The 21,865-nt window shown below is 64.3% G+C and carries 24 protein-coding genes and 2 tRNA genes; 12 read left to right on the top strand and 14 right to left on the bottom strand.

Translation table 11 applies throughout. The annotated features are described in order from the left end of the window. Positions 1 to 142 precede the first annotated feature (142 nt). The 5 genes from hemW to ACSFA7_RS26330 are packed head-to-tail and all read right to left on the bottom strand — an operon-like array spanning position 143 to position 4,756. The gene (hemW, locus tag ACSFA7_RS26310; RefSeq protein WP_435502071.1) at positions 143 to 1,405 is read right to left on the bottom strand and encodes a radical SAM family heme chaperone HemW; all 1,263 of its coding nucleotides are present in this window, start codon (positions 1,403 to 1,405) and stop codon (positions 143 to 145) included. Between the two features lie 7 nt (positions 1,406 to 1,412). Next, positions 1,413 to 2,012, bottom strand: a complete 600-nt coding sequence (gene rdgB / locus ACSFA7_RS26315; RefSeq protein WP_435502072.1) for an RdgB/HAM1 family non-canonical purine NTP pyrophosphatase — start codon at positions 2,010 to 2,012, stop codon at positions 1,413 to 1,415. A gap of 57 nt (positions 2,013 to 2,069) precedes the next feature. Next, positions 2,070 to 2,801 carry a ribonuclease PH gene (rph, locus tag ACSFA7_RS26320; RefSeq protein WP_435502073.1) on the bottom strand — a complete coding sequence of 244 codons (732 nt, stop codon included), beginning with the start codon at positions 2,799 to 2,801 and terminating at the stop codon, positions 2,070 to 2,072. Between the two features lie 37 nt (positions 2,802 to 2,838). After that, a complete protein-coding gene (locus tag ACSFA7_RS26325; protein ID WP_206175284.1) occupies positions 2,839 to 3,744 on the bottom strand; it encodes a PP2C family protein-serine/threonine phosphatase in 906 nt (301 codons plus the stop codon). A gap of 4 nt (positions 3,745 to 3,748) precedes the next feature. Beyond that, on the bottom strand, positions 3,749 to 4,756 hold the full coding sequence (locus tag ACSFA7_RS26330) for a serine/threonine protein kinase (RefSeq protein ID WP_176659267.1): 1,008 nt from the start codon (positions 4,754 to 4,756) through the stop codon (positions 3,749 to 3,751). 91 nt (positions 4,757 to 4,847) lie between these two features. On the opposite strand from ACSFA7_RS26330, the gene ACSFA7_RS26335 reads away from it, so the two are divergent. The 4 genes from ACSFA7_RS26335 (at position 4,848) to ACSFA7_RS26350 (ending at position 8,993) form a co-directional block, all read left to right on the top strand. Continuing rightward, the gene (locus ACSFA7_RS26335; RefSeq protein WP_435502074.1) at positions 4,848 to 5,771 is read left to right on the top strand and encodes a YicC/YloC family endoribonuclease; all 924 of its coding nucleotides are present in this window, start codon (positions 4,848 to 4,850) and stop codon (positions 5,769 to 5,771) included. A gap of 17 nt (positions 5,772 to 5,788) precedes the next feature. Beyond that, positions 5,789 to 6,409, top strand: a complete 621-nt coding sequence (gene gmk / locus ACSFA7_RS26340; RefSeq protein ID WP_013543329.1) for a guanylate kinase — start codon at positions 5,789 to 5,791, stop codon at positions 6,407 to 6,409. A gap of 31 nt (positions 6,410 to 6,440) precedes the next feature. Then, entirely contained in the window at positions 6,441 to 6,644 is a 204-nt protein-coding gene (gene rpoZ, locus ACSFA7_RS26345) for a DNA-directed RNA polymerase subunit omega (RefSeq protein WP_021009011.1), read from the top strand. Between the two features lie 93 nt (positions 6,645 to 6,737). Continuing rightward, entirely contained in the window at positions 6,738 to 8,993 is a 2,256-nt protein-coding gene (locus ACSFA7_RS26350; protein WP_206175286.1) for a RelA/SpoT family protein, read from the top strand. A gap of 23 nt (positions 8,994 to 9,016) precedes the next feature. Here the strand turns inward: ACSFA7_RS26350 and greB are convergent, their stop codons facing one another. The 5 genes from greB to ACSFA7_RS26375 form a co-directional block, all read right to left on the bottom strand. Beyond that, positions 9,017 to 9,595: a transcription elongation factor GreB gene (gene greB / locus ACSFA7_RS26355; RefSeq protein ID WP_435502075.1), complete on the bottom strand. Its 579-nt coding sequence runs from the start codon at positions 9,593 to 9,595 to the stop codon at positions 9,017 to 9,019. A gap of 43 nt (positions 9,596 to 9,638) precedes the next feature. Beyond that, entirely contained in the window at positions 9,639 to 10,082 is a 444-nt protein-coding gene (locus ACSFA7_RS26360; RefSeq protein ID WP_435502076.1) for a hypothetical protein, read from the bottom strand. Positions 10,083 to 10,225: 143 nt separating this feature from the next. Then, a tRNA-Arg gene (locus ACSFA7_RS26365) sits at positions 10,226 to 10,302 on the bottom strand. 503 nt (positions 10,303 to 10,805) lie between these two features. Next, positions 10,806 to 11,153, bottom strand: coding sequence for a hypothetical protein (locus ACSFA7_RS26370; RefSeq protein WP_435502077.1), 348 nt, complete (start codon positions 11,151 to 11,153; stop codon positions 10,806 to 10,808). Further along, positions 11,150 to 11,716 carry a hypothetical protein gene (locus tag ACSFA7_RS26375; RefSeq protein ID WP_435502078.1) on the bottom strand — a complete coding sequence of 189 codons (567 nt, stop codon included), beginning with the start codon at positions 11,714 to 11,716 and terminating at the stop codon, positions 11,150 to 11,152. The genes ACSFA7_RS26370 and ACSFA7_RS26375 overlap by 4 nt, the downstream gene beginning before the upstream one ends. A gap of 616 nt (positions 11,717 to 12,332) precedes the next feature. Between ACSFA7_RS26375 and ACSFA7_RS26380 the strand changes: the two genes are divergently transcribed. Both ACSFA7_RS26380 and ACSFA7_RS26385 read left to right on the top strand, forming a co-directional pair. After that, positions 12,333 to 12,842, top strand: a complete 510-nt coding sequence (locus tag ACSFA7_RS26380) for a DUF2939 domain-containing protein (protein WP_435502079.1) — start codon at positions 12,333 to 12,335, stop codon at positions 12,840 to 12,842. Positions 12,843 to 12,965: 123 nt separating this feature from the next. After that, on the top strand, positions 12,966 to 13,658 hold the full coding sequence (locus ACSFA7_RS26385; RefSeq protein WP_435502080.1) for a hypothetical protein: 693 nt from the start codon (positions 12,966 to 12,968) through the stop codon (positions 13,656 to 13,658). A 166-nt stretch (positions 13,659 to 13,824) separates the two neighbouring features. On the opposite strand, the gene ACSFA7_RS26390 is transcribed toward ACSFA7_RS26385, so the two are convergent. Beyond that, on the bottom strand, positions 13,825 to 14,229 hold the full coding sequence (locus ACSFA7_RS26390) for a hypothetical protein (RefSeq protein ID WP_435502081.1): 405 nt from the start codon (positions 14,227 to 14,229) through the stop codon (positions 13,825 to 13,827). 163 nt (positions 14,230 to 14,392) lie between these two features. Here ACSFA7_RS26390 and ACSFA7_RS26395 point away from each other — a divergent pair, with 163 nt between their 5' ends. The 3 genes from ACSFA7_RS26395 (at position 14,393) to ACSFA7_RS26405 (ending at position 16,112) form a co-directional block, all read left to right on the top strand. Further along, the gene (locus ACSFA7_RS26395) at positions 14,393 to 14,605 is read left to right on the top strand and encodes a hypothetical protein (RefSeq protein WP_435502082.1); all 213 of its coding nucleotides are present in this window, start codon (positions 14,393 to 14,395) and stop codon (positions 14,603 to 14,605) included. A 7-nt stretch (positions 14,606 to 14,612) separates the two neighbouring features. Then, positions 14,613 to 15,821 (top strand): tyrosine-type recombinase/integrase, encoded by a 1,209-nt coding sequence (locus ACSFA7_RS26400; RefSeq protein WP_435502083.1) that lies wholly within the window; start codon positions 14,613 to 14,615, stop codon positions 15,819 to 15,821. A 66-nt stretch (positions 15,822 to 15,887) separates the two neighbouring features. Continuing rightward, positions 15,888 to 16,112 carry a hypothetical protein gene (locus ACSFA7_RS26405; RefSeq protein ID WP_435502084.1) on the top strand — a complete coding sequence of 75 codons (225 nt, stop codon included), beginning with the start codon at positions 15,888 to 15,890 and terminating at the stop codon, positions 16,110 to 16,112. 73 nt (positions 16,113 to 16,185) lie between these two features. Here ACSFA7_RS26405 and ACSFA7_RS26410 read toward each other — a convergent pair. Both ACSFA7_RS26410 and hrcA read right to left on the bottom strand, forming a co-directional pair. Beyond that, positions 16,186 to 16,262, bottom strand: a tRNA-Ile gene (locus ACSFA7_RS26410). Positions 16,263 to 16,293: 31 nt separating this feature from the next. After that, a complete protein-coding gene (hrcA, locus tag ACSFA7_RS26415) occupies positions 16,294 to 17,301 on the bottom strand; it encodes a heat-inducible transcriptional repressor HrcA (protein ID WP_435502085.1) in 1,008 nt (335 codons plus the stop codon). A gap of 31 nt (positions 17,302 to 17,332) precedes the next feature. Between hrcA and ACSFA7_RS26420 the strand changes: the two genes are divergently transcribed. Genes ACSFA7_RS26420 through rapZ form a run of 3 tightly spaced genes read left to right on the top strand, consistent with a single transcriptional unit; the run spans position 17,333 to position 20,800 of the window. Next, a complete protein-coding gene (locus tag ACSFA7_RS26420; protein WP_435502086.1) occupies positions 17,333 to 18,244 on the top strand; it encodes an NAD kinase in 912 nt (303 codons plus the stop codon). A 1-nt stretch (position 18,245) separates the two neighbouring features. Beyond that, the gene (recN, locus tag ACSFA7_RS26425) at positions 18,246 to 19,928 is read left to right on the top strand and encodes a DNA repair protein RecN (protein WP_435502087.1); all 1,683 of its coding nucleotides are present in this window, start codon (positions 18,246 to 18,248) and stop codon (positions 19,926 to 19,928) included. Continuing rightward, a complete protein-coding gene (rapZ, locus tag ACSFA7_RS26430) occupies positions 19,925 to 20,800 on the top strand; it encodes an RNase adapter RapZ (protein WP_435502088.1) in 876 nt (291 codons plus the stop codon). Before recN ends, rapZ begins: the two co-directional genes overlap by 4 nt. On the opposite strand, the gene mutY is transcribed toward rapZ, so the two are convergent. Next, positions 20,797 to 21,834, bottom strand: coding sequence for an A/G-specific adenine glycosylase (mutY, locus tag ACSFA7_RS26435; RefSeq protein WP_435502089.1), 1,038 nt, complete (start codon positions 21,832 to 21,834; stop codon positions 20,797 to 20,799). The genes rapZ and mutY overlap by 4 nt on opposite strands. Between the last annotated feature and the right edge of the window lie 31 nt (positions 21,835 to 21,865).

A 21,865-nucleotide genomic window follows, 5' to 3' on the forward strand; every position in this document is an offset into this window, starting at 1 on the left:
AAATGCATTGTTTGGAACCGGCTTCGGCCCTCATCAGGAATGAGGGCGGAGAGCGAGATCCGGAGCGGCACCAGACAAAGAAGAGCAACCAGTGGACTTCGGGATGAGCGAACACCGTTGCGGACGCAGACTCGGGGCTGCCTCAATCCCCGTCGGGCAAGAACAGCGTCTGCAGATCGCTCAGAAAGTCCAGCCCGCGCTCGGTCGGCCACACGCGGAACAGATCGCGCGCCACAAGCCCCTTGCGTTCTGCCTCTTCGAGCCCGCGCTGGATCGACGTCATCGCGAGCCCCGTGCGTTCGCTGAACTGCGGCAGCGTGAACCCCGCCTTCAATCGCAGCGCATTGAGCATGAACTCGAACGGCAGATCGGCCAGCGACACCTCGTCGCTCTGCGACACGGCCGCGCCTGCGCGCGCGTTCTCCATGTACAGCCGCGGCTCGCGATAGCGCACTTGCCGCACGATGCGGTGTGCAAAGCTCAGCTTGCTGTGCGCGCCGGCGCCGATGCCCAGGTAGTCGCCGAACTGCCAGTAGTTGAGGTTGTGCGCGCACTGGTGCCCCTCGCGCGCATAGGCCGACACCTCGTAGCGCGACATGCCATGCTCGCCGGTCCGTTCGGTGATGCGGTCGAGCATCGCGTAGGCGATGTCGTCTTCGGGCAGCGTCGGCGGAAACTTGGCGAACCAGGTGTTGGGCTCGATCGTGAGGTGATAGACCGAGATGTGCGGCGGCGCGAGCGCGAGGGCCTGCGACAGGTCAGCCTCGAGGTGCTCGAGCGTCTGGCCGGGCAGCGCGTACATCAGGTCGAGGTTGAAGGTGTCGAAGGCGCTCGCGGCCTCCTCCACCGCGGCGATGGCCTGCGCGCGGTCGTGCACGCGGCCCAGGGCCGTCAGGTGCTCGTCGTTGAAGCTCTGCACGCCCACCGACAGGCGCGTGACGCCCGCCGAGCGATACGCGCGGAAGCGGTTGCGCTCGAAGGTGCCGGGGTTGGCCTCGAGCGTGATCTCGCAATCGGGCGCGAGCTTCAGGCGCGCACGCACGTCGCCGAGCAGGCGGTCGATGGCCTGCGGCGAGAACAGGCTGGGCGTGCCGCCGCCGATGAAGATGGTGTGGACGGTGCGGCCCCAGATGAGCGGCAGCGCGGCGTCCAGGTCGGCCACGAGCGCATCGATGTACTGGGTCTCGGGAATGCCTTCCACATCGGCCGCGCTCGTGGCGCGCCATTCGTGCGAGTTGAAGTCGCAGTACGGGCACTTGCGCAGGCACCACGGCAAGTGGATGTAGAGCGACAGCGGCGGCAGCGCCGCGAGTTGCAGCGGGCCAGGCCGCATCCAGTGCAGCACGTCGTTGGCCTGTGGCGCGCCCGTGGGCTGCGCCGGCTGGATCGGGAAGACCGTGGCCATCTGCGGCCTAGAACCAGCGCTCACGCATCAGCGCAAGCATCGCCTGCGCCGCGCGGCCGCGGTGGCTGTTGGCGTTCTTGACCTCGGGGGTGAGCTGCGCAAAGGTCTTGCCGAAGGCGGGCAGGTACATCACCGGGTCGAAGCCAAAGCCGTTGTCGCCGATGGGCGCCAGTGCGATCTCGCCGACCACGCGGCCGACGGCGATGAGCGGCTCGGGGTCGTCGTGACTGCGCAGCGCGACCAGCGTGCTGACGAGCGCGGCGCGGCGGTTGACGACGCCATCGAGTTGCTCGAGCAGCGCCTTCACGTTGTTCGCATCGCCCTTGGCGTAGCCGAACTGCGTGGCGTAGTACGCGGTGTCAACGCCCGGCAGGCCGCCGAAGGCATCGACGCACAAGCCCGCGTCGTCGGCGATGGCCGGCAGGCCGGTGGCGGCGCTGGCGTGGCGTGCCTTGGTGAGCGCGTTTTCGACGAAGGTGCGGAAGGGTTCTTCAGCCTCGCCCACGCCCAGCGCCGACTGCGGCACCAGGGTGACGGACAACGCCGCGAACAGTTGCTGGAGTTCGGCGAGCTTGCCTTGGTTGTTGGAGGCCAGGACCAGTTTCATGGATCGATCAAAGTGGCTGTGACGCCCGGCTGGCGGACGTCAGTAGCTGGGAGGATTTCAGTTCGACAGCAGTGCCTGCTTCTGCAGCGTCACGAGCTCGCCGATGCCCTTCTCGGCCAAGGCGAGCAGCAGGTTCATTTCTTCGCGCGTGAAGGCCACGCCTTCGGCCGTACCCTGCACTTCAACGAAGTGGCCGGCACCGGTCATTACGACGTTCATGTCGGTGTCGCAGCTCGAGTCTTCGGTGAATTCGAGGTCCAGCAGTGGCGTGCCGCCGACGATGCCCACCGAGATGGCTGCCACATGGCCCTTGATCGGCGATGCGGCCAGAGTGCCCGCAGCGATCAGCTTGTTGACCGCATCCTGCGCGGCAACGAAGGCGCCGGTGATGGCCGCGGTGCGGGTGCCGCCATCGGCCTGCAGCACGTCGCAGTCGAGGTGGATGGTGCGCTCGCCGAGCGCGGCCAGGTCGAACACCGCGCGCATCGAGCGGCCGATGAGCCGCTGGATTTCCTGCGTACGGCCGGTCTGCTTGCCCTTGGCGGCCTCTCGGCTGCTGCGGGTGTGGGTGGCGCGCGGCAGCATGCCGTATTCGGCCGTGACCCAGCCTTCGCCGCTGCCCTTCTTGTGCGGCGGCACACGCTCTTCGACCGAGGCGGTGCAGAGCACGCGGGTCTGACCGAACTCGATGAGCACCGAGCCCTCGGCGTGGATGGTGAAGCCGCGGGTCATGCGCACGGGGCGCAGCTGGTCGGCGGCACGGCCGCCGCTTCGGGTGAAAGCAGTCATTGTTGAAACTCGAAAAAGAAAAAAGGGAACCGCGCGCTCAGGTCTTGCGTGCAGCGGAGCGGCGGATGGCTTCGTTGATCTCGGCGATGGAGCGCTCGATGGCGTCTTCATCCATGTCCTCGATCTCGCCGTCCGACGGCATGCCGGCCTGGATGGTCGAGGCGAACACGCCGTCGTCGATGGTTTCGGTGGAAATGCCGCGGTCTTCACCGGGCGTTTCGGACATCTCCCACTCGAGCGCGATGAGCGTCACGTTGTCGCTGTGAGCGCCGCCCTTGCGCAGCGCCATCTCGGCGAGGTCGGGGGCCGCATCGGACACGGGCTTGCCGGAGGAGAGCGTGTGGACGATGAGCGCATCGTCGAGCACGCCCCACACGCCGTCGGAGCACAGCATGATGCGGTCGCCGCGCTGCAGTTGCAGCGGGGGCGAGATGTCGAACAGCGGCGTGGTCGGCGAGCCGAGGCAGGTCAGCAGCAGGTTGCGGTTGACCGGCATGTCCGAGCCATGGGGCTTCGGGCGCTCGGCGTGCGAATGGTCGCGCGTGCGGGTCAGCAGGCGACCGTCGCGCACGACGTACAGGCGCGAATCGCCGCAGTGCATCCAGGTAGCGGTCGTGCCCTGCAGCAGCGCCGCGACGACGGTGGTACGCGGCGTATCGAGCATCGCCTTGTGGCTTGCGTACCGCATGATCTGCTGGTGCGCAGCCATGGCCGATTCGGCCAGGAAGCCTTTCACGTCCTTCACGGTCGGGCGTGCCTCGCGCTGGTAGAGCGCGGCGATGGTCTGCAGGGCCAGCTGGGCCGCCACTTCGCCTTCGGGGTGACCACCCATGCCGTCAGCCAGCACGAACAGGCCCGACTCCCGCGTGTAGCAATAGCCCATGCGGTCTTCGTTCTTGAGACGTCCGCCTTTGCGGCTGACCTGGAAGACAGAGAATTTCATGTCGTCATGCGGGGCGCGTGGTGGGGGCAGCAGCCCGGGGCAGACTCTTCTTGTCGAAGGAGCGGATGTTGTCGATCGACAGCCGCACCTTCTCGCCGACAGTGAGCTTGGTGTAGCGGCGCTCGCCTTCGCGGCTCAGTTCCTTCTGCAACGCGAAGACCGACTGGGGGCGCGAGAGCGGATCGAGCGACATGCACCACTCGACCACCTCGATCAGGTTGTCGGAGTACACGCCGCGAAGGCGCGAGAGCGACAGGCTCAGGCGGTCTTTCTCGATGCGCTTGGGCGCGTCGTTGGGCGGGTAGCCCTGCATGCAGGCGTAGATGCAGGCGCCGATGGCGTAGATGTCGGTCCAGGGGCCCATCGACGAATCGCGGCGGTACATCTCGGGGGCGGCGAAGCCCGGGGTGTACATGGGGCGGATGAAGATGCCCTCTTTGCTCAGCACTTCGCGCGCGGCGCCGAAGTCGATCAGCACGGCGCGGTCGTCGTCGGTGACGAAGATGTTGGCCGGCTTGATGTCCAGGTGCAGCATCTTGTACTGGTGCACGATGCGCAGGCCGCGCAGGATCTCGTCGAAGAGCGATCGGATGGTCGACTCGCGGAAGACCTTCTGGCGCTTGAGGTCGCGCGCGGTGACCACGAAGTCCTGCAGGGTCGCGCCCTCCAGGTAGTTCATGACCATGTAGACGGTCTCGTTCTCGCGGAAGAAATTGAGCACGCTGACCACCGAGGCGTGCGAGATCTGCGCGAGGGAGCGGCCTTCCTCGAAGAAGCTCTTGAGCCCCAGCCGGTAAAGGGACAGTTTTTCGGGCGGCACCTGCGGATGCAGCTCGCCGGGCCCACGGGTGGCCAGCGAGGAAGGCAGGTATTCCTTGATGGCCACCTGCTGTCCGCTGGGGTCGATGGCGAGATAGACAACGCCAAAACCACCCGCCGAAAGCCGGCGAACAACGCGGTAACCGCCAATGACCGTATCGGGCAACAGGGGCGAAGGCTTGACCTTTGACATAATCCGGGAGTTTCGCCCGAAGGCGATGGTGCGGCAAGCGAACGCTGTACCGACGCCTCGGTGCATGCAAGCAAAACCACAGTGAGGCGCAATGCCAGTTTACAGCATGACCGGCTACGCCAGCGGCCAGAACGGGTCCGCAGGCAGCCACTCCGAAGCCGAGGCACGGCCTTCCGCCGCAGGTCGGCTCGGGGTAGAAATCCGCTCGGTCAACAGCCGCTTTCTCGACCTCACCTTCAAGTTGCCGGAGGAACTGCGCCAGCATGAGACGGCGCTGCGCGAGTTGCTCACGGGCAAGCTCAAGCGCGGCAAGGTCGAGGTGCGCGCGGCCATCGAGAACACCGCCCAGGCGGGCGTCGTCGAGCCTTCCGTCAAGCTGCTCCAGCGGCTCAACGGGGTTCAGGACGGCATCAAGGCCTGGCTGCCCGGAGCGCGCGAACTGAGCGTGGCCGACGTGATTCGCCTCGCCGGCGGCGACGGTGCCACCCGCGGCGACTGGGGGCCCGACCTGCTTGAGGTGGCCGGCAAGGCGCTCGAGGCGCTGATGTCGGCTCGCCAGCGCGAAGGCGCCCGGCTCGCCAAGATGCTTGAGGCGCACCTGGCCCAACTGCGCACCCTGGTGCAGCAGGCCGGTCCGCTGGTGCCGCAATTGGTCGAGCAGCAGCGCAACCGCTTCCTGGAGCGCTGGCAGGAAGCCATGGGCCTGACCGCAGGCACGGGCGGCACGCTGCCCGAAGCCGCCCAGGACCGCGCGCTGACCGAAGCCACCGCCTTTGCGATCCGCATCGACGTGGCGGAAGAGCTCACCCGGCTGAACTCGCACCTCGACGAGATCGAGCGCCTCCTCAAGAAGGGCGGCGAGATCGGCAAGCGCTTGGACTTCCTGATCCAGGAACTGCATCGCGAGGCCAACACCCTGGGTTCCAAGTCGGCAGCCCTGGAACTCACGCGCATTGGCGTGGACATGAAGGTCCTGATCGAGCAGATGCGCGAACAGGTCCAGAACATCGAATGACGACGACGAGTGAAAGAATGGACTACCCCGGCAACATCTTCGTGGTCGCCGCGCCCAGCGGGGCCGGCAAATCGAGCCTGGTCAAGGCGCTCATGGAACTCGACTCGGCGGTTCAGCCGTCGGTGTCACACACCACGCGGCCACCGCGCGGGCAGGAAAAGCACGGCCGCGAGTACTTTTTTGCCTCGCCCCCCGAATTCGACGCGCTGATTGCGGCCGACGGCTTCGTGGAATGGGCCCATGTGCACGGCCACCGCTACGGCACCTCCAAGAAAGCCATCGAGGAGCGGATCGCTCAAGGTGCCGACGTGATCCTCGAGATCGACTTCCAGGGCGCACTCCAGATCCGCAAGACCTTCGCCAACGCGGTGATGATCTTCATCCTGCCCCCCAGCTGGGAGGAACTGCGCTCCCGGCTCGAGCGGCGCGGCGAAGACAGCGCCTCGGTGATCGAATTGCGTCTGAAAAACGCCGCCGAAGAGATGGCCCGGGCCGGGGAATTCGACTTCGTTATAATCAACGAGTTATTTGAGCGGGCGCTTTTTGATCTCAAGGCGATTGTCCACGCTCAGCGGCTTCGGTATTCCGCACAGCGCCGTGCACGTGCCGACACCTTTGCCGCACTGAACATCCCCTGATCTCCTGCTCACCGACCGAAAGATACTCATCATGGCCCGCATCACCGTCGAAGACTGTCTGCTTCAGATCCCCAACCGCTTCCAGCTCGTGCTGGCCGCCACGTACCGTGCGCGCATGCTGAGCCAGGGCCACGCGCCCAAGATCGAGAGCAAGAACAAGCCCGCTGTCACGGCCCTGCGCGAAATCGCCGAAGGCAAGATCGGCATCGAAATGCTCAAGAAGGTGCCGGGTTGATCTGACGCAGCCCTGCAACGAAAAGGCACCGCAAAGCGGTGCTTTTTTTATGTCTGGACGCGTCCATGGAACGGTCACGCTAAAGTGGTAGCCATGAGCGCGGTTGCCAAACATCAGTCCCAAGCCCCTACGGGCGTGCCGAAGCCGAGCCCGGCGGCACTGAATGCGGCTGCCGCAAGCTTCGCTGCATTGACGGCGCGCCTCGACTACCTGGGCTCCGAAGACACCGAGCTGGTACGCCGCGCCTACCGTTTTGCCGATGAGGCCCACCTGGGCCAGCTGCGCAACAGCGGCGAGCCGTACATCACCCACCCCATCGCCGTGGCGGCGCAATGCGCCGAATGGAAGCTCGATGCCCAGGCGCTGATGGCGGCGCTGCTGCACGACGCCATCGAAGACTGCGGCGTCACCAAGCCCGAGCTGATCGAGCGCTTCGGCGCCCCGGTCGCCGAACTGGTCGACGGACTCACCAAGCTCGACAAGCTGCAGTTCAACACCCGCGAAGAAAACCAGGCCGAGTCGTTTCGCAAGATGCTGCTGGCCATGGCGCGCGATGTGCGCGTCATCCTCGTCAAGCTGGCCGACCGAACGCACAACATGCGCACGCTGGCCGATGCGCCGCGCGAAAAATGGGCCCGAATCTCGCGCGAGACGCTCGAGATCTACGCGCCCATCGCGCACCGCCTTGGCCTGAACCAGACCTACCGCGAGCTGCAGGAACTGTCGTTCCGGCACCTCAAGCCCTGGCGCTATGCCACGCTGTCCAAGGCAGTGGCCAAGGCACGCGGGCGACGTCGCGACCTGATCCAGAAAGTGCAGAAAGAAGTCGAGACCGCCTTCTCGGCCGCCGGCATGACGCTGCGGATCGCGGGCCGCGAGAAAACGCTCTATTCCATCTACCGCAAGATGGAAGAAAAACACCTGAGCTTCGCCCAGGTGACCGACATCTACGGCTTCCGCCTGATCGTGCCGAACGTCATCGCCTGCTACACCGGCCTTGGCATCCTTCACCAGATGTACAAGCCGCTGCCCGGCAAGTTCAAGGACCACATCGCGATCGCCAAGCTCAACGGCTACCAGTCGCTGCACACCACACTGGTGGGGCCGGCTGGCGTGAGCGTCGAGTTCCAGTTGCGTACCGAGGCGATGCACGTTGTTGCCGAATCCGGCGTGGCGGCGCACTGGCTCTACAAGGCGGCCGAGCCGAACGGGGCAAGCAATGATCGACTGGGCACCAAGTGGCTGCAGTCGCTGCTCGACATCCAGGACGAGACGCGCGATGCCGCGGAGTTCTGGGACCACGTCAAGGTCGACCTGTTCCCCGACGCGGTTTACGTCTTCACGCCCAAGAGCCAGATCATGGCGTTGCCGCGCGGCGCAACGGTGGTCGACTTCGCCTACGCCATCCACAGCAACATCGGCGACCACACCTCGGCCGCGCGCATCAACGGCGACCAGGTGCCGCTGCGCACCGAGCTCAAGAACGGCGACGTGGTCGAGGTGATCACGGCGCCGGTGTCGACGCCCAACCCTGCCTGGCTCGGCTTCGTTCGAACCGGCCGGGCGCGCTCCAAGATCCGCCACTACCTCAAGACGCTGGCGCATGCCGAATCCGAAGGCCTTGGCGAAAAGCTGCTCGCCCAGGCGCTGCGCGCCGAAGGCCTCGGCAAGCTGCCCGAAGACGACGACGAGCACCAGGCCCTGTGGGAAAAGCTGTTGCGCTTCACAGGCAACCGCACCCGCTCCGAATTGCTGACCGACATCGGCCTGGGCAAGCGCATCGCGAGCATCGTCGCCAAACGGCTCATGGCGCTGCTCGCCGAGCTGGGTGAGCGCCCCGATGCACTGCTGCTGAGCCGTGAACGCTTCATCCCGCACGAAGCCGTATCGCAGGGCGCGGTCACGCTTGATGGGAGCGAGAACTCGTCGGTGCGCTTTGCGCTGTGCTGCCGCCCCATTCCGGGCGACCAGATCGTTGGGTATCTCGGGCATGGCGAAGGCCTGGTGGTGCACACCGAGGACTGCGGCGTCGGCCAGCGGCTGCGCCACAAGGACAGCGAACGCTTCTTCGCGGTCGAATGGGCGGACGAGCCCACACGCGCCTTCGAGACCGGCGTCGTGATCACTGTGCGCAATGACAAGGGCGTGCTGGCGCGCGTAGCCGCCACGCTGGCGGACGCGGAAGCCGACATCACGCACGTGGAAATGGCCGACGAGACCCCGCAGGATTCGACCGACCTTCGTTTCGTGATCGCGGTGCGCGACCGCGCGCATCTCGACGCCGTGCTGCGTGCCGCTCGACGAACTGCGTCGGTGCTGACCGCAGCGCGAACAGTTCCGGCGCCCTGAAGAAGAACAGGCCGCGCGGCGCGTCAGTCTGCCACCGGACGCGGCGCCGGATAGCTCACCGACAGGATTTCCACCTCGTGCGCCCCGCCCGGCGTCACGAGCTTCACCACATCGCCTTCGCGTGACTTGAGCAGGGCCCGTGCGATCGGGGAGATCCAGCTGACCTGCGACTGGGCGCTGTCCGCTTCGTCGATGCCGAGAATCGTGATGATGCGCTCGTCGCCGCTCGTCTCGTCGACATAGCGAACCGTGGCACCGAAGAAGATCTGATCGCTGCCGTGGTGCACCGACGGATCTGTGATTTCCGCGATCTCGAGACGCTTGGTGAGAAAGCGAATGCGCCGATCGATTTCGCGCAAACGCTTCTTGCCGTAGAGATAGTCGCCATTTTCCGAGCGGTCGCCATTCTTGGCGGCCCAGTGCACCGCCTCGACGACCTTCGGACGCTCCTCGTCCATCAGCTGGAGCAATTCGTCGCGCAACCGTGCGTAGCCCGATGGCGTGATGTAGTTCTTGCTGCCGGTCGGCAGCGCAGGCGCAGCGCCGTCGGCGGTGTCGTCATCCGCGTCGTTGTCGGTTTCCTTGGTGAATGCCTTGTTCAACGAAGAACCTCTTGAATAGGAAATGCGGGTGGCACGTATCGCATCAGCCCAGGTCCGAGCGCTTGCAGTCGAAGGTCATGTTCGCCTCGACACCGCGCAAGGCGGGCACCTTGTTGACGAAGACGACCCCTACTCTGGCCAGTTGCCACTCTCCGGCCTTGAACAGCCTGAAGAGGCTCGTGACCTCGTCTCCGGCAGCGGGAATGGCGTTGAAGAGATAGACAGGCTCACCGGAGGATGTGCCGTCCATGCTCACCAGCTCGGCGCGCATCTTGCCCATGGTTTCCGTGTCCTTCGTTCTCGAGCGCACGATGTCCACGTTGACGGTGCGCGAGTGCTCGTCGATCGAGATCCTGCGGATCCAGTTGAATGAGCCGGCGGCGCCGCCTGGGCTCGGCACACAGGCAATGGTTCCAGCGAATGCCGATCCCGCCGCAGAGAGCAGCAACAGCAGTTGGAACGCGCGTCGCGCTGTTCGAATGTTCATGGTCGCCCTGCTTCGTTGACTTGAACGGACTTTAGCGCCCAGGCGCCAGGGCAGCAGTCGCCGCCGCTTGAGCGCTGGCTTCCGATTCACGACACCCAAAAGAAAATGGCCTAGAAGGTAAACCTTCTAGGCCATCAAGAGAGTGGTGCGGCTGGCAGGAATTGAACCCACGACCCCTTGGTTCGTAGCCAAGTACTCTATCCAACTGAGCTACAGCCGCACAGCTTGCAATTATAGCATGCGTTTTTTGACCTTCTGGACTTGCACGATCGAAAGTTGAAAATGCAGCGTTGGTAGGCCGTGATGGGCTTGAACCATCGACCAACGGATTATGAGTATACGGCTCGGCCCATCCCTCGGATGCCCGGGAGTTCTCAATCCCAATCTCCACGCCAACTGCAAGCGAAGTGACGCCTGCGGCAGGTTCCCGACCCTTCTCGATTTCTGAGCTCTTTTCCAGGCACGATTACACAGGAACTACACGACTGCCGGCCTTTGCCGCCCAGCAATGCCGCAGCTCAGTGAACCAAGCGCATCTGCATGCGAAGGCGGAGGAAATGTTCATCCGCCGCACTTTCATCGTCGTACTCAGCTACGCACCGGCCGTTCACGTACACGCAGAACGGTGCAACCATATCCATGGCGACGGTTGAGCCTGTACGGTTGAAGGCCTGCCCCAGGTCAGCTGGACTTGCTTGCCTAGCGGTGGCGGAGTGCGGTGCTTTAGCCACGGGCCACCTCCGCGCCGCTGATGGTATTGCGGGCCGTGTAGACCTTGTCCACGTAGCCCATGATCTGGACACCACCAGGCAGCGGACGCCATTCGTCGATGTCCAGCACCATCGGCCCCTCCAAGGTGTCGGCGAAGCGGCGCACGCCCGTCCAATTGCCGAGCTGCAGCACGTAGAAGCCGTCCTTCGACACCTGGTGCTGATCGAAGTCGATGCGCAACAAGTCGCCGGCCTCGATCTCGCCGCGAACAGTCGACGTCTCCACTTGAACCAGTTGCACGCCGGCCGTGGGTACGGAAACCATCTCGACCAGATCACGCACAGTGTTGTGATTGGTCATTGCAGTTCACCAATCTCGATCGCAAATTGGCGCTCCGCCGTGCGGCGCGATCGCATGCGAGAGACGATCAGGTCGCTGTTTCGGGTGATGTGAAACGAAGGCTGGATGGTCATACTGCCGCCCCTCTTCACACGGGAAGACCACAGACGGACATCGCAGCAGTGCCGCTCCAGAGTAAACACCACTCCGTCATCCAGTCGAAAGCCCTGTGCCAACTCAGCAGGTGGTACTGAGAAGAAGTGATCGACGATGCGATCACGGTCGGCATTCGGCAAACTGTCGAACAAGCGATCGGAGATGTCCTCGAGATCCAGTACGTACATGGGCCGGGCGCGACCGTCGCTGAACTCCACAATGACCAGGGGTCCGTGGTCTCCGACTTTGCAGTTGACGAGCCGGACGGCCAACAGTTCGGGCATCAGCGCCCGATAGGTTCCGGGGTAGAACAGGGAACGTTTCAAGCGCAACTGCCGCACCTGCTCAAAACCGTCAGGGATGGGCTCGCCGGGTTTGCCGACGTGCATCACGCCAGGTGTCGAATCGATATGATTGAAGGTAGCCATGATGTGCGTTTCCTTTCGCGGGTTGCACGTTGCGGTCTAGACGGCTGCGGAGTTCGTACCTCCGTGGCCGTCGCCTTTAGTGCCTCAGATCTGTACTGCAGATCGCAGTACTGGCCCTGAGGCGCGGCGCTCATTCCTTCGGCACCTTCGCCTTGTCGATGCGATCGCGCACCCATGGGGGGCCACCCAGCTTCGCCAGCTTGCCACGCTGCGTGGCCGTGAGCCTTAGCGTGATCGGCACGGTTTGATCGTCTTGCGCAAGCGCCGGACGGCCAGGACGCTTTGTAGGAGGTGTCTTGCTAGTCGCCATGGGAATAAGTGTAGCCGTTTACTCTTTCTTCGCAAGCATTATTCGTAGCCGTAAACCCTTAGAGCTACGATTCCTCCACAAACAACTTGGGGATCGGCAATGGCGGTAGAAAAACTTGAAGACGGAACTTACGTGGTCGGGAGCATCACTTTTGCCACGGCAGAGGAAGCCTTTGCATATGACTCCGCAAGAAAAGCGCCCTCAAATCTCCCAGCCCAGTCGGCACCTGATCCCCTCGCTGCGGCAGCCGCCGGTCGACGAGGGGCAGGAGGCAGGTCGACTCGTCCTGCGCCGAAGGCCAACTTCTTGCCGTATGCGATTGCTTTGGCAGTCGCTGTCATTGCCGCGACGCTGTACTTCGGCCCTCATTGGACTGTCTATCGAATGAAGGCAGCAATCGATGCAAAGGATGCGGCTGCCTTCTCGGATCACGTCGACTTCCCGTCACTGAAGGAGAGCGTCAAGGCTCAGCTTCTGGTGAAGATGGGACAAGTCATGAAGTCGGACGGAATGAAAGACAACCCCTTCGCGGGCATCGGCCAGATGATCGGCATGGGAATGATCAACCAGATGGTCGATACGCTGGTGTCACCTGCCGGCGTCATGTTGATGATGGAGCAAGGCAAGGCGGGAGCCCCCAGTGCCGCAGCGTCCGAGCCCACTTCGACTCCTAAGGGCTCGCCCAACTTTGCGATCGATTATGTGAACTACTCAACGGTGCAGATTCGATCGAGGGATGGCACGCCCGGTCGCTTCATCCTTCGTCGCGATGGCATTTTTGCTTGGAAACTCTCCGCGATTGAGATCCCGCTGTGACACGGCATGCCTTCATCAAAGTTCGGGAGCGCAACTAACCAACGATTCGCTCACGCAAGGTGTCGGACCAGATCGAATGTAAGGTCAGCTAGGATCGGCCGATCCTTTACGTTGACGCCAATCATGCGAACGTCCAAACCCGAATCGTTGCGCGAGAAACACCTGCGTGAAGCAGGCGACTTCACGAAGGGGTGGTCATGGGACCGCTTCTTGGACGACTGGCGTGAACGACTGGATGACTTCGGAGTCGACACCCATCCTATCTTCCGCGACGTGACCGCCCGTGATCCCGCAAGCTCGGGACAACGCGAACCGGCGCTCTCATGGTGGCCGAACAAGGATTTCGACAGCCTCCGCGCGAATATTCATCAGCACTTCGAACGCCATCCTGGGACCATCGGTCCGGTCCATCCTCAGCAGAAGATGCGACGTGGGGAGATCGAAACGCTAGAGCACCTCTGGGCGGTCAAGGACGATGCAGACAAGGTGGCGGCCGTATTAATTTCGGCGTCGCTCTTCTCACGGTTCGAAAGTCGGAGGGGCCCCAAGCCTGAAAAGTGGCCCCATTGGTTGAGCGTTGAATCTCCTCAGGAATGGGCCTACGCCTGTTGGCGGGAGCCTGGCCGTCGACGCGGCTGGCACTACGCCTGCACGTCCGTGCTGCCCTATGAGAGTCAGGACTATGTCTACACCATCGACAGCATGGACGCCCTGGTGCGATACATCGCTGAAGAACATGCCGCCCTCCTCCTGAAATACCGCCCCGTGGTCATCAATTTCGTGGCCGATTCCAAGCCTGCACTGCGCGCGATCTGAGGTTTCCCGGGGCCGGAATCGAACCGGCACATCTTCGCTGCGGGACATACGGGTTCGCCCCCCGTTCCGGGCACCAGGCTCCCGGCATTTCACCTTACGATGCCGGCACAACCGAGGAGAGAGAGATGCCAATTGAATGGCTGAAAACAGCAGAGACGGCCGGGCGCTATCTGATCGACAACCCGACCATCATTGCTGCGACGATCGCCGGAAGCCGTGCAATCGTCTGCTCTTGGGCAGCGACCTGCGAAGCGGTGTTGGAGTCCAGCAGCGCTTTCTTCTGCTCGTAGTAGTCGCCCTCTTCGACCAGGCCGGCTGATCGCATCGCCGCCAAGATCTTCTCGTTGTTCGAATAGGCGTAAGCGAAGGCCTCTTGCGCGTTCTTGATCGCGTCAAGGTCAGAGGCCAGTTGGGCTTTGGCTTCCTGCTCCGCGGAGCGATCTGTTTTTCCACCGGCCTTGGTAGTGGTGGTCGCAACCAGGTTCGGGCGATCAGCTGCAGCATGTCGCGTGCGGGATCGAAGGGAACCACCTCGCCGTTGATGCGGGCTGTACCCGCACCTCCTCGGCATCGTCGAACAGCGATTGGTACGTGCAGCCCGGGAAGCAAGCCAAATCCTAGGCGCACATCTCCGGACCCCTGGGAAAGATGAGAGAGAACGCGCCGAGCATGAAGCCGACGCGCTGCGCCCGTACTGGGACTACCTAAAAGAGGCCGCAGAGGAGGACCTTCCGATGGACCAAATCCTGGCGGAAGTGCTTGCGATAAAGGAAAACTTGAACGGAACCGGCCCGCTCACGGCGGAACGAATCGACAAACGGATCAACGCATTGCAATCCGACATCAAGAAGCTGCAGGCGATGAAAGAGGAGCTTAAAAATCCCAAATCGCCTGAACCGGCTGCCAAGGTGACGCCGGCGCTTCGGTTCCCAATGCCACCCAAGTAGAGGCGCCGTGGCCAAGTCTTTCGTCAAACTGGATCGCCGTGAGTTGCGCAAGCTCAAGGCCGGCGAAAAGGTGATGGAACGGGGGATCGAGTTCCAACGCCTGGCGGACGGCGATGGCCTCTATGTTGTGAACATCATGGTCGACGGAGTGCGGATCCATAGAGTCATCGGCCGCGAATCCGACGGCACGACGCGCACTCAAGCCGAAGAGTTCATCGAGAAGGCTCGAACTGATGCTCGCCATGATCGCCTCGCGCTTCCGCGCGGCCGAAAGATCGCTCTCTCCTTCAAGGATGCCGCCACCAAGTACCTCTTGAAGTTGAAGGAGTCGGGAGGAAAAAACCTCGGCGCCAAGCAACAGCACCTTGACCATCACTTGGTCCCGTTCTTTGGATCGACGCCCTTTTCGAAGGTGAGTTCGTTCGATGTGGATCGCTATAAGAAGCATCGTCTGGGCGAGGTGTCACAAGCCGGCGGCGCACGACGGGGCGCCGTGCGAGCCCCGCGCACTGAGGGCAAGAAGACCGCCCCAGGAACAGTGAACCGCGAACTCGCCACCTTGTCGCACCTGTTCAGCCAGGCGATCGAATGGGAGTGGATCACCACCGCAAAGCCCAAGATGCGGCGGATGAAGGAAGGGGATGGCCGAATCGTCTACCTGACCACAGATCAGGCTCAGCGCTTTCTTGCGGCCTGCGCTGATTCAGACAACGCGCAGCTGTATGCCTTCGTTTTGGTCGCCCTCGAGACCAGTATGCGCAAGAGCGAAGTGCTGTCTATCGAGTGCTCGAATGTCGACGTCGAGCGCCGCGTGATCTACGTGCCGAAAGCCAAGGCCGGCGCTCGTGAGCAGCCCATGACCGAACGGCTGGCGACGTTCTTGGGGAGGTACATGAACGAGTCCGTCAAGTCGACGGACATATGGCTCTTCCCTTCTGATCGATCCAAGACCGGGCACACCATTGCCATCGAGAAACCATATCGCAAGGCCGCCATCGCCGCGGGTTTGGACCCTACCCAAGTTGTGCGACACACGCTGCGCCATACGGCCGTGAGCCACCTGGTTCAATCGGGCGTGGATCTGCCCACCGTCAAGCGCATCAGCGGGCACAAGACGCTCCAGATGGTTGAACGCTATGCCCATCAGAACGGGCTGCATATCCAGGCTGCTATGGACAAACTGCAGGAGCGCTACTCCGACTCGAAGGCCGGCTGACCGCATCACCCTTTTCGGCCGTCCGCTGATTCGGCAGAATCACCTAGCAAACTCCATAAGGCTGCGATGAAGCAACGTGTTCCATGGTCAGGCCATTACTCTGTCACAGGCGCGGGGATGGGGACGATCACCGCATCACCAGGCCCACTGAAACGGCTTCAAGAACCAAAAGAAGGCGAGCCCCATATCCTGCACAACCTTGCCGGCGAGCAACTGGCAGCGATTGTTCAGGAGCAGCGTGAGCGCGACGCAAAGCTCATTAGCCCTGTAGGGAAGCTTGTGCGCGAGTGACACGATTACACGCAAACTACACCGAAGCAAAAAGCCTGCTATCTTATCGATAGCAGGCTTTCCTTATGATGCTTGGTAGGCCGTGATGGGCTTGAACCATCGACCAACGGATTATGAGTCCGCTGCTCTAACCAACTGAGCTAACGGCCCACTGGGTCACGATTCTATTCGCCGCCGCAGCCTACTTGCGGTGGCTCAACGCATTGCTGACCAGCCGCGACGTGATGTCGACGATCTGGATCATGCGCTCGTACGGCATGCGCGTCGGCCCGATCACACCCAGCGTGCCCACCACCTGCCCGTCGACTTCATAGTTGGCGCTGACGATGGAGAGCTCCTCGAACGGCACCACCTGGCTTTCGCCGCCGATGAAGATGCGCACGCCCTCGGCCTTGCTCGACACGTCGAGCAAGCGCATCAACTGCGCCTTCTGCTCGAAGAGTTCGAAGGCGCGGCGCAGCTGGCCCATGTCGCTGGAAAAGTCTGTCACCGCGAGCAGGTTGCGTTCACCGGAGATCACGACGTCGTCTTCCTGCGACTCGGTCAGCACTTCCGAACTCACCTGCACCGCCGCCTGCATGAGCGCGGCAATTTCGCCGCGCAGCTTCTCGACCTCAGACTGCAGGCGATCGCGTACCTGCTCGATCGTGAGACCCGCATAGTGCGCGTTGATGTAGTTGGAGGCCTCGACCAGTTGCGACTGCGAATAGTCGGCCTCCGGAAAGATCACCCGGTTCTGCACGTCGCCATCGGGCGAGACGATGATCACCAACAGCCGGTTCTCGGACAACCGCAGGAACTCGATCTGCTTGAACACCGAAGCGCGGCGCGGCGCCATCACCACGCCGACGAACTGCGAGAGGTTCGACAGGATGTTCGCCGCGTTGGCGATCACCTTCTGCGGCTGGTCGGGAGCCAGGCTCGGCGTGCTCATCTGCTCGCGTTGCGCGGTCAGCATGGTGTCGACGAACAAGCGGTAGCCGCGATGGGTCGGGATGCGGCCGGCCGAGGTGTGCGGGCTGGCAATCAGCCCCAGCGCCTCGAGGTCGGACATGACGTTGCGAATGGTCGCCGGCGACAGATCCAGCCCGGAGGAGCGCGACAGCGTGCGTGACCCGACGGGCTGCCCGTCGGCGATGTAGCGCTCGACGAGCGTCTTGAGCAGCAACTTGGCACGGTCGTCCAGCATTGCAAGATTTTAGTGTTGTAATTTGTGAGATATGACCTCTCGCTTCCGTCACGTCGCCCTGATCGGCAAATACCAGGCTTCCGGCGCCCGAGCGCAGGCCGATGCGCGCGACGGCGTCATGGAGACCATCGGCACTTTCCTTGAATCGCAGGGCTGCAAGGTCTTCGTCGAGCGCTCGACCTGCGAGGAGGAAGACACCGATGCCCCCGCCCACGCGCGCTACGAAGCCCTGTCGGTCGAAGAAATCGGCCAGCGCTGCGACCTCGGCCTGGTGGTCGGCGGCGACGGCACCATGCTCGGCATCGGTCGGCAGCTCGCCAGCTACGGCATCCCGCTGATCGGCATCAACCGCGGACGGCTCGGCTTCATCACCGACATTCCGCTCGACAACTTCCAGGCCACGCTCGTGCCGATGCTGGCCGGCGAATACGAGGAAGACCACCGCAGCCTGATGCATGCGCAGGTCATGCGCGACGGCGTCTCGGTGTTCGATGCGCTCGCCATGAACGACGTGGTGGTCAACCGCGGCGCCACCTCCGGCATGGTCGAGCTGCGCGTCTCGGTGGGCCGTCATTTCGTGGCCAACCAGCGCGCCGACGGCTTGATCATCGCCACGCCCACCGGATCGACCGCCTATGCGCTGTCGGCCGGCGGGCCTTTGCTTCATCCGGCGGTGCCCGGATGGGTGCTGGTGCCGATCGCGCCGCACACGCTCTCGAACCGCCCGGTGCTGCTGCCCGACGCCGACGAGATCGTGATCGAGCTGGTCGGCGGGCGCGACGCCAGCGCCAATTTCGACATGCAGTCACTGGCTTCGCTCGCGATCGGCGATCGCGTGGTGGTGCGCCGCTCCGACTTCCGGGTGCGCTTTTTGCATCCGAGGGGCTGGAGCTATTTCGACACGCTGCGCAAGAAACTTCATTGGAACGAAGGGGGCTCCTGACATGGCGCTGCGACGCATCGCACTGCGCGACTTCGTGATCGTGCGATCACTCGAACTCGACCTGTCCGGCGGCTTCACGGTGTTGACCGGCGAAACCGGCGCGGGCAAATCCATATTGATCGACGCGCTCCAACTGGCGCTGGGCAACAGGGCCGATGCGGGCGCCGTGCGCGAAGGCGCCGAACGCCTGGACGTGAGTGCCGAATTCGACGCCGATCCGGCCCTGGGCAGTTGGCTCGACGAAGGCGGCTTCGAAGCCGGCGACGCGCTGCTGCTGCGCCGTACCGTCGACCTGCAGGGCCGCAGCCGCGGCTGGATCAACGGCAGCCCGGCCACCGCGACGCAGTTGCGCGAACTGGGCGACCGCCTGCTCGATATCCACGGCCAGCACGCCTGGCAGAGCCTCACGCGCCCCGAGGCCGTGCGCGGCCTGCTCGACGCCTACGCAGGCGTGCGCACCGATGCGCTCGATGCCGCCTGGCAGGGCTGGCGCCAGGCCCTCTCCGCCCTCGAACACGCGCGCTCGGCGCAAGACTCGCTACAGCGCGAACGCGAACGGCTGCAGTGGCAGATCTCCGAGGTCGCCAAGCTCGCGCCGGGCGCCGACGAATGGGAAGAGCTGTCGACCAACCATTCGCGCATCTCCAATGCCCAGGCGCTGATCGACGCAGCCCAGGGCGCGAGCCAGGCGCTCGAAGACGACGACAACGGCGCGCTTTCCGCGCTCACGCGCGCGGCCACGCTGCTGCAGAACTGCGAGCACATCGAGCCCCAATTCCGCGCGCTGGGCGAAGTGCTGGCCTCCTGCGTGGCGCAGGCCTCGGACGCCGCCCACACGCTGCATGGCTACCTGCGCAACGCCGAGGCCGATCCGCAGAGCCTGGCCGAGCTGGACGAACGCATGGGCCTCTGGATGTCGCTCGCGCGCCGCTACAAGCGCACGCCCATCGAGCTGCCCGCGCTACTGGCCGGCTGGCAAGCCGAGTTGCAGGCGCTCGATGCGCAAAGCGATCTCGACGGCCTGGAACGCGCCGAGCAGAACGCTCAGCAGGCCTACCTGAAAGAAGCCAAGGCACTCGGCAAGGCCCGCAAGCAGGCCGCACCGCGCCTGGCCCAGGCTGTTACGCAAGCCATGCAGGGCCTGGGCATGCAGGGGGGGCGCTTCGAGGTCGAGCTGCAGCCGCTGGCGCAGCCCAGCCGCGCGGGCCTCGAAGACATCGCGTTCCTCGTGGCCGGCCACACCGGCAGCACGCCGCGCGCGATCGGCAAGGTGGCATCGGGCGGCGAGCTCTCGCGCATCGCGCTGGCCATCGCCGTGACAACCAGCCAGCTCGGCGCGGCACAAACGCTGATCTTCGACGAGGTCGATGCCGGCGTCGGCGGTGCGGTCGCCGAAACCGTCGGCCGCCTGATGAAGCAGCTCGGCCGCGACCGCCAGGTGCTGGCCGTGACCCACCTGCCGCAGGTCGCCGCCTGCGCCGACCATCACCTCGTCGTGGCCAAGCGCCAGACGGCGGGCGCCGGCAAGGACGGCCCGCGCACCGAGAGCGGCGTGTCGCGGCTGGACGACGACACCCGCGCCAACGAAATCGCCCGCATGCTGGGCGGTGAAAAAGTCTCGCAGACCTCGCTCGCGCATGCCCGCGAGATGCTCGGTCACAAGACCTCGGCGGCCACGTCATGAACCTGGACCTTGTGCTCATCACCGGCATGTCGGGCTCGGGCAAGTCCGTGGCGCTGCATGCGCTGGAAGACGCCGGCTACTACTGCGTCGACAACCTGCCGCCCGAACTCCTGACCTCGTTCATCGCCTTGCAGCACGAGCAGCAGGCCACGCGCGTGGCCATCGCGATGGACGTGCGCAGCGGCGTGTCGCTGCCGATCGTTCCGCAGCAACTCGAAGCGCTGCGCCACGACGGCGTGTCGTTGCGCTCGCTGTTCCTCGATGCGACCACCGACGCGCTGCTGCGCCGCTATTCGGAAACCCGACGTCGCCATCCGCTCTCGCGCCAGGAAGGCCGCACCGACGTGCCCGAGCAGCACCGCGTGCTGGTACAGGCCATCGAACTCGAGCGCGAGCTGCTGGCCGACCTGCGCGACGGCGCCGACGTGATCGACACCAGCCTCATTCGCCCCGCGCAATTGCAGAGCTACATCAAGGCGCTGATCTCCGCGCCGCAGAGCGCGCTCACGCTGGTGTTCGAGTCGTTCGCCTTCAAGCGCGGTGTGCCGCTGGATGCGGACTACGTGTTCGACGTGCGCATGCTGCCCAATCCGCACTACGTGCCCGCCCTGCGCGCGCTCACCGGCCGCGACACACCGGTGATCGAATGGCTGCGCGAGCATGAGGACGTGGCGCGCATGTACGACGACATCGAGCAATTCCTGTCGCACTGGCTCGACGCGCTGGCACGCGACCATCGCAGCTACGTCACGGTGGCCATCGGCTGCACTGGCGGGCAGCACCGCTCGGTGTTTCTGGTCGAGCAACTGGCGCACACCTTCGGGGCCCGCTGGGGTGCGCTCAAGCGGCACCGCGAGCTGGACGCCAGCTAGATCGCGCTGCGGCTCTCCAGCAGCTTGCGCACCGGCGCGGGCAGTCCTAGCCGGGCCCATTCTTCCGCTTCGACCCAACGCGCAACATCGCCCTGCGGCTGCACGCCTTCCAGCAGCACCGGGTGCAGGTGCAGGTCCTTGTGGGTCAGCACGTGCATGAACGGCGGGAGGTCGTGCGCGCCGCGCTGTGCAGCCGATGGCAGCGCAGCGAGCAGGTCGTCGCGGCTGTCGAACACCGGCAGGCAATGCAGCCCCGCCCAGATGCCCTTGGCCGGCCGCTTCTCCAGCCAGATGCGGCCCTGTGCATCGCGCGCCAGCAGCACCCAGAGGGACTGTGCACTGCGCTTGAGCTTGCGGGTCTTGACGGGATAGCGCTCGGGCGCCCCTTCGCGCAGGCCCACGCAGGTCTTGTCGACCGGGCAGATCATGCAGCTGGGCTTGCGCGGCAGGCAGACGGTGGCGCCGAGGTCCATCACCCCCTGCGTGTAGCTCGCGATCGCTTCGCGCTCTTCGGCGGGAGGAAGGAGTTGCGTCGCCCGGTCCCACAGCGCGCGCTCCTGCGCGGACGAAGACATGTCGCCGCCGAAACCGAGCACGCGCGTCAGCACGCGCTTCACGTTGCCGTCGAGGATCGCCACGCGCTCGCCGAAGCAGAACGCCGCGATCGCCGCCGAGGTGGAGCGGCCGATGCCGGGCAAGGTCACAAGCTCTGCTGCGGTGCGTGGAAACTCGCCGCCGAATCTCTCGACCACTTCCTGCGCGCAGCGATGCATGTTGCGCGCGCGGCTGTAGTAGCCGAGGCCGCTCCAGAGACCGAACACCTCGTCTTCGGTGCCTGCGGCCAGCGCCTTCACGTCGGGAAAGCGTTCGAGAAAACGTGCGAAGTAGCCGAGCACCGTCGTGACCTGCGTCTGCTGGAGCATCACCTCCGACAGCCACACGCGATACGGATCGCGGGTGTTCTGCCACGGCAGCTCGCTGCGCCCGTGGCTGCGCTGCCAGCTCACGATCTGCGCGGCGAAATCCGGCGGCATCTGCTGCGAACCGGCTGCCGCCGCGGAAGCG

The organism is Variovorax trehalosi (assembly GCF_051216415.1).
Lineage (GTDB): Bacteria > Pseudomonadota > Gammaproteobacteria > Burkholderiales > Burkholderiaceae_C > Variovorax.

What these genes read in the sequence shown, in the direction of transcription:
- rpoZ (WP_021009011.1), top strand. Translation starts at nt 6,441, where the DNA reads ATGGCCCGCATCACCGTCGAAGACTGTCTGCTTCAGATCCCCAACCGC.
- ACSFA7_RS26405 (WP_435502084.1), top strand. Translation starts at nt 15,888, where the DNA reads ATGAAGCAACGTGTTCCATGGTCAGGCCATTACTCTGTCACAGGCGCG.
- mutY (WP_435502089.1), bottom strand. Translation starts at nt 21,834, where the DNA reads ATGCCGCCGGATTTCGCCGCGCAGATCGTGAGCTGGCAGCGCAGCCAC.
- ACSFA7_RS26395 (WP_435502082.1), top strand. Translation starts at nt 14,393, where the DNA reads ATGGACCAAATCCTGGCGGAAGTGCTTGCGATAAAGGAAAACTTGAAC.
- ACSFA7_RS26325 (WP_206175284.1), bottom strand. Translation starts at nt 3,744, where the DNA reads ATGAAATTCTCTGTCTTCCAGGTCAGCCGCAAAGGCGGACGTCTCAAG.
- ACSFA7_RS26350 (WP_206175286.1), top strand. Translation starts at nt 6,738, where the DNA reads ATGAGCGCGGTTGCCAAACATCAGTCCCAAGCCCCTACGGGCGTGCCG.
- ACSFA7_RS26360 (WP_435502076.1), bottom strand. Translation starts at nt 10,082, where the DNA reads ATGAACATTCGAACAGCGCGACGCGCGTTCCAACTGCTGTTGCTGCTC.
- rph (WP_435502073.1), bottom strand. Translation starts at nt 2,801, where the DNA reads ATGACTGCTTTCACCCGAAGCGGCGGCCGTGCCGCCGACCAGCTGCGC.
- rapZ (WP_435502088.1), top strand. Translation starts at nt 19,925, where the DNA reads ATGAACCTGGACCTTGTGCTCATCACCGGCATGTCGGGCTCGGGCAAG.
- hrcA (WP_435502085.1), bottom strand. Translation starts at nt 17,301, where the DNA reads ATGCTGGACGACCGTGCCAAGTTGCTGCTCAAGACGCTCGTCGAGCGC.
- ACSFA7_RS26420 (WP_435502086.1), top strand. Translation starts at nt 17,333, where the DNA reads ATGACCTCTCGCTTCCGTCACGTCGCCCTGATCGGCAAATACCAGGCT.
- ACSFA7_RS26330 (WP_176659267.1), bottom strand. Translation starts at nt 4,756, where the DNA reads ATGTCAAAGGTCAAGCCTTCGCCCCTGTTGCCCGATACGGTCATTGGC.
- ACSFA7_RS26335 (WP_435502074.1), top strand. Translation starts at nt 4,848, where the DNA reads ATGCCAGTTTACAGCATGACCGGCTACGCCAGCGGCCAGAACGGGTCC.
- ACSFA7_RS26390 (WP_435502081.1), bottom strand. Translation starts at nt 14,229, where the DNA reads ATGCCGAGGAGGTGCGGGTACAGCCCGCATCAACGGCGAGGTGGTTCC.
- hemW (WP_435502071.1), bottom strand. Translation starts at nt 1,405, where the DNA reads ATGGCCACGGTCTTCCCGATCCAGCCGGCGCAGCCCACGGGCGCGCCA.
- rdgB (WP_435502072.1), bottom strand. Translation starts at nt 2,012, where the DNA reads ATGAAACTGGTCCTGGCCTCCAACAACCAAGGCAAGCTCGCCGAACTC.
- ACSFA7_RS26385 (WP_435502080.1), top strand. Translation starts at nt 12,966, where the DNA reads ATGCGAACGTCCAAACCCGAATCGTTGCGCGAGAAACACCTGCGTGAA.
- ACSFA7_RS26370 (WP_435502077.1), bottom strand. Translation starts at nt 11,153, where the DNA reads ATGACCAATCACAACACTGTGCGTGATCTGGTCGAGATGGTTTCCGTA.
- recN (WP_435502087.1), top strand. Translation starts at nt 18,246, where the DNA reads ATGGCGCTGCGACGCATCGCACTGCGCGACTTCGTGATCGTGCGATCA.
- ACSFA7_RS26375 (WP_435502078.1), bottom strand. Translation starts at nt 11,716, where the DNA reads ATGGCTACCTTCAATCATATCGATTCGACACCTGGCGTGATGCACGTC.
- gmk (WP_013543329.1), top strand. Translation starts at nt 5,789, where the DNA reads ATGGACTACCCCGGCAACATCTTCGTGGTCGCCGCGCCCAGCGGGGCC.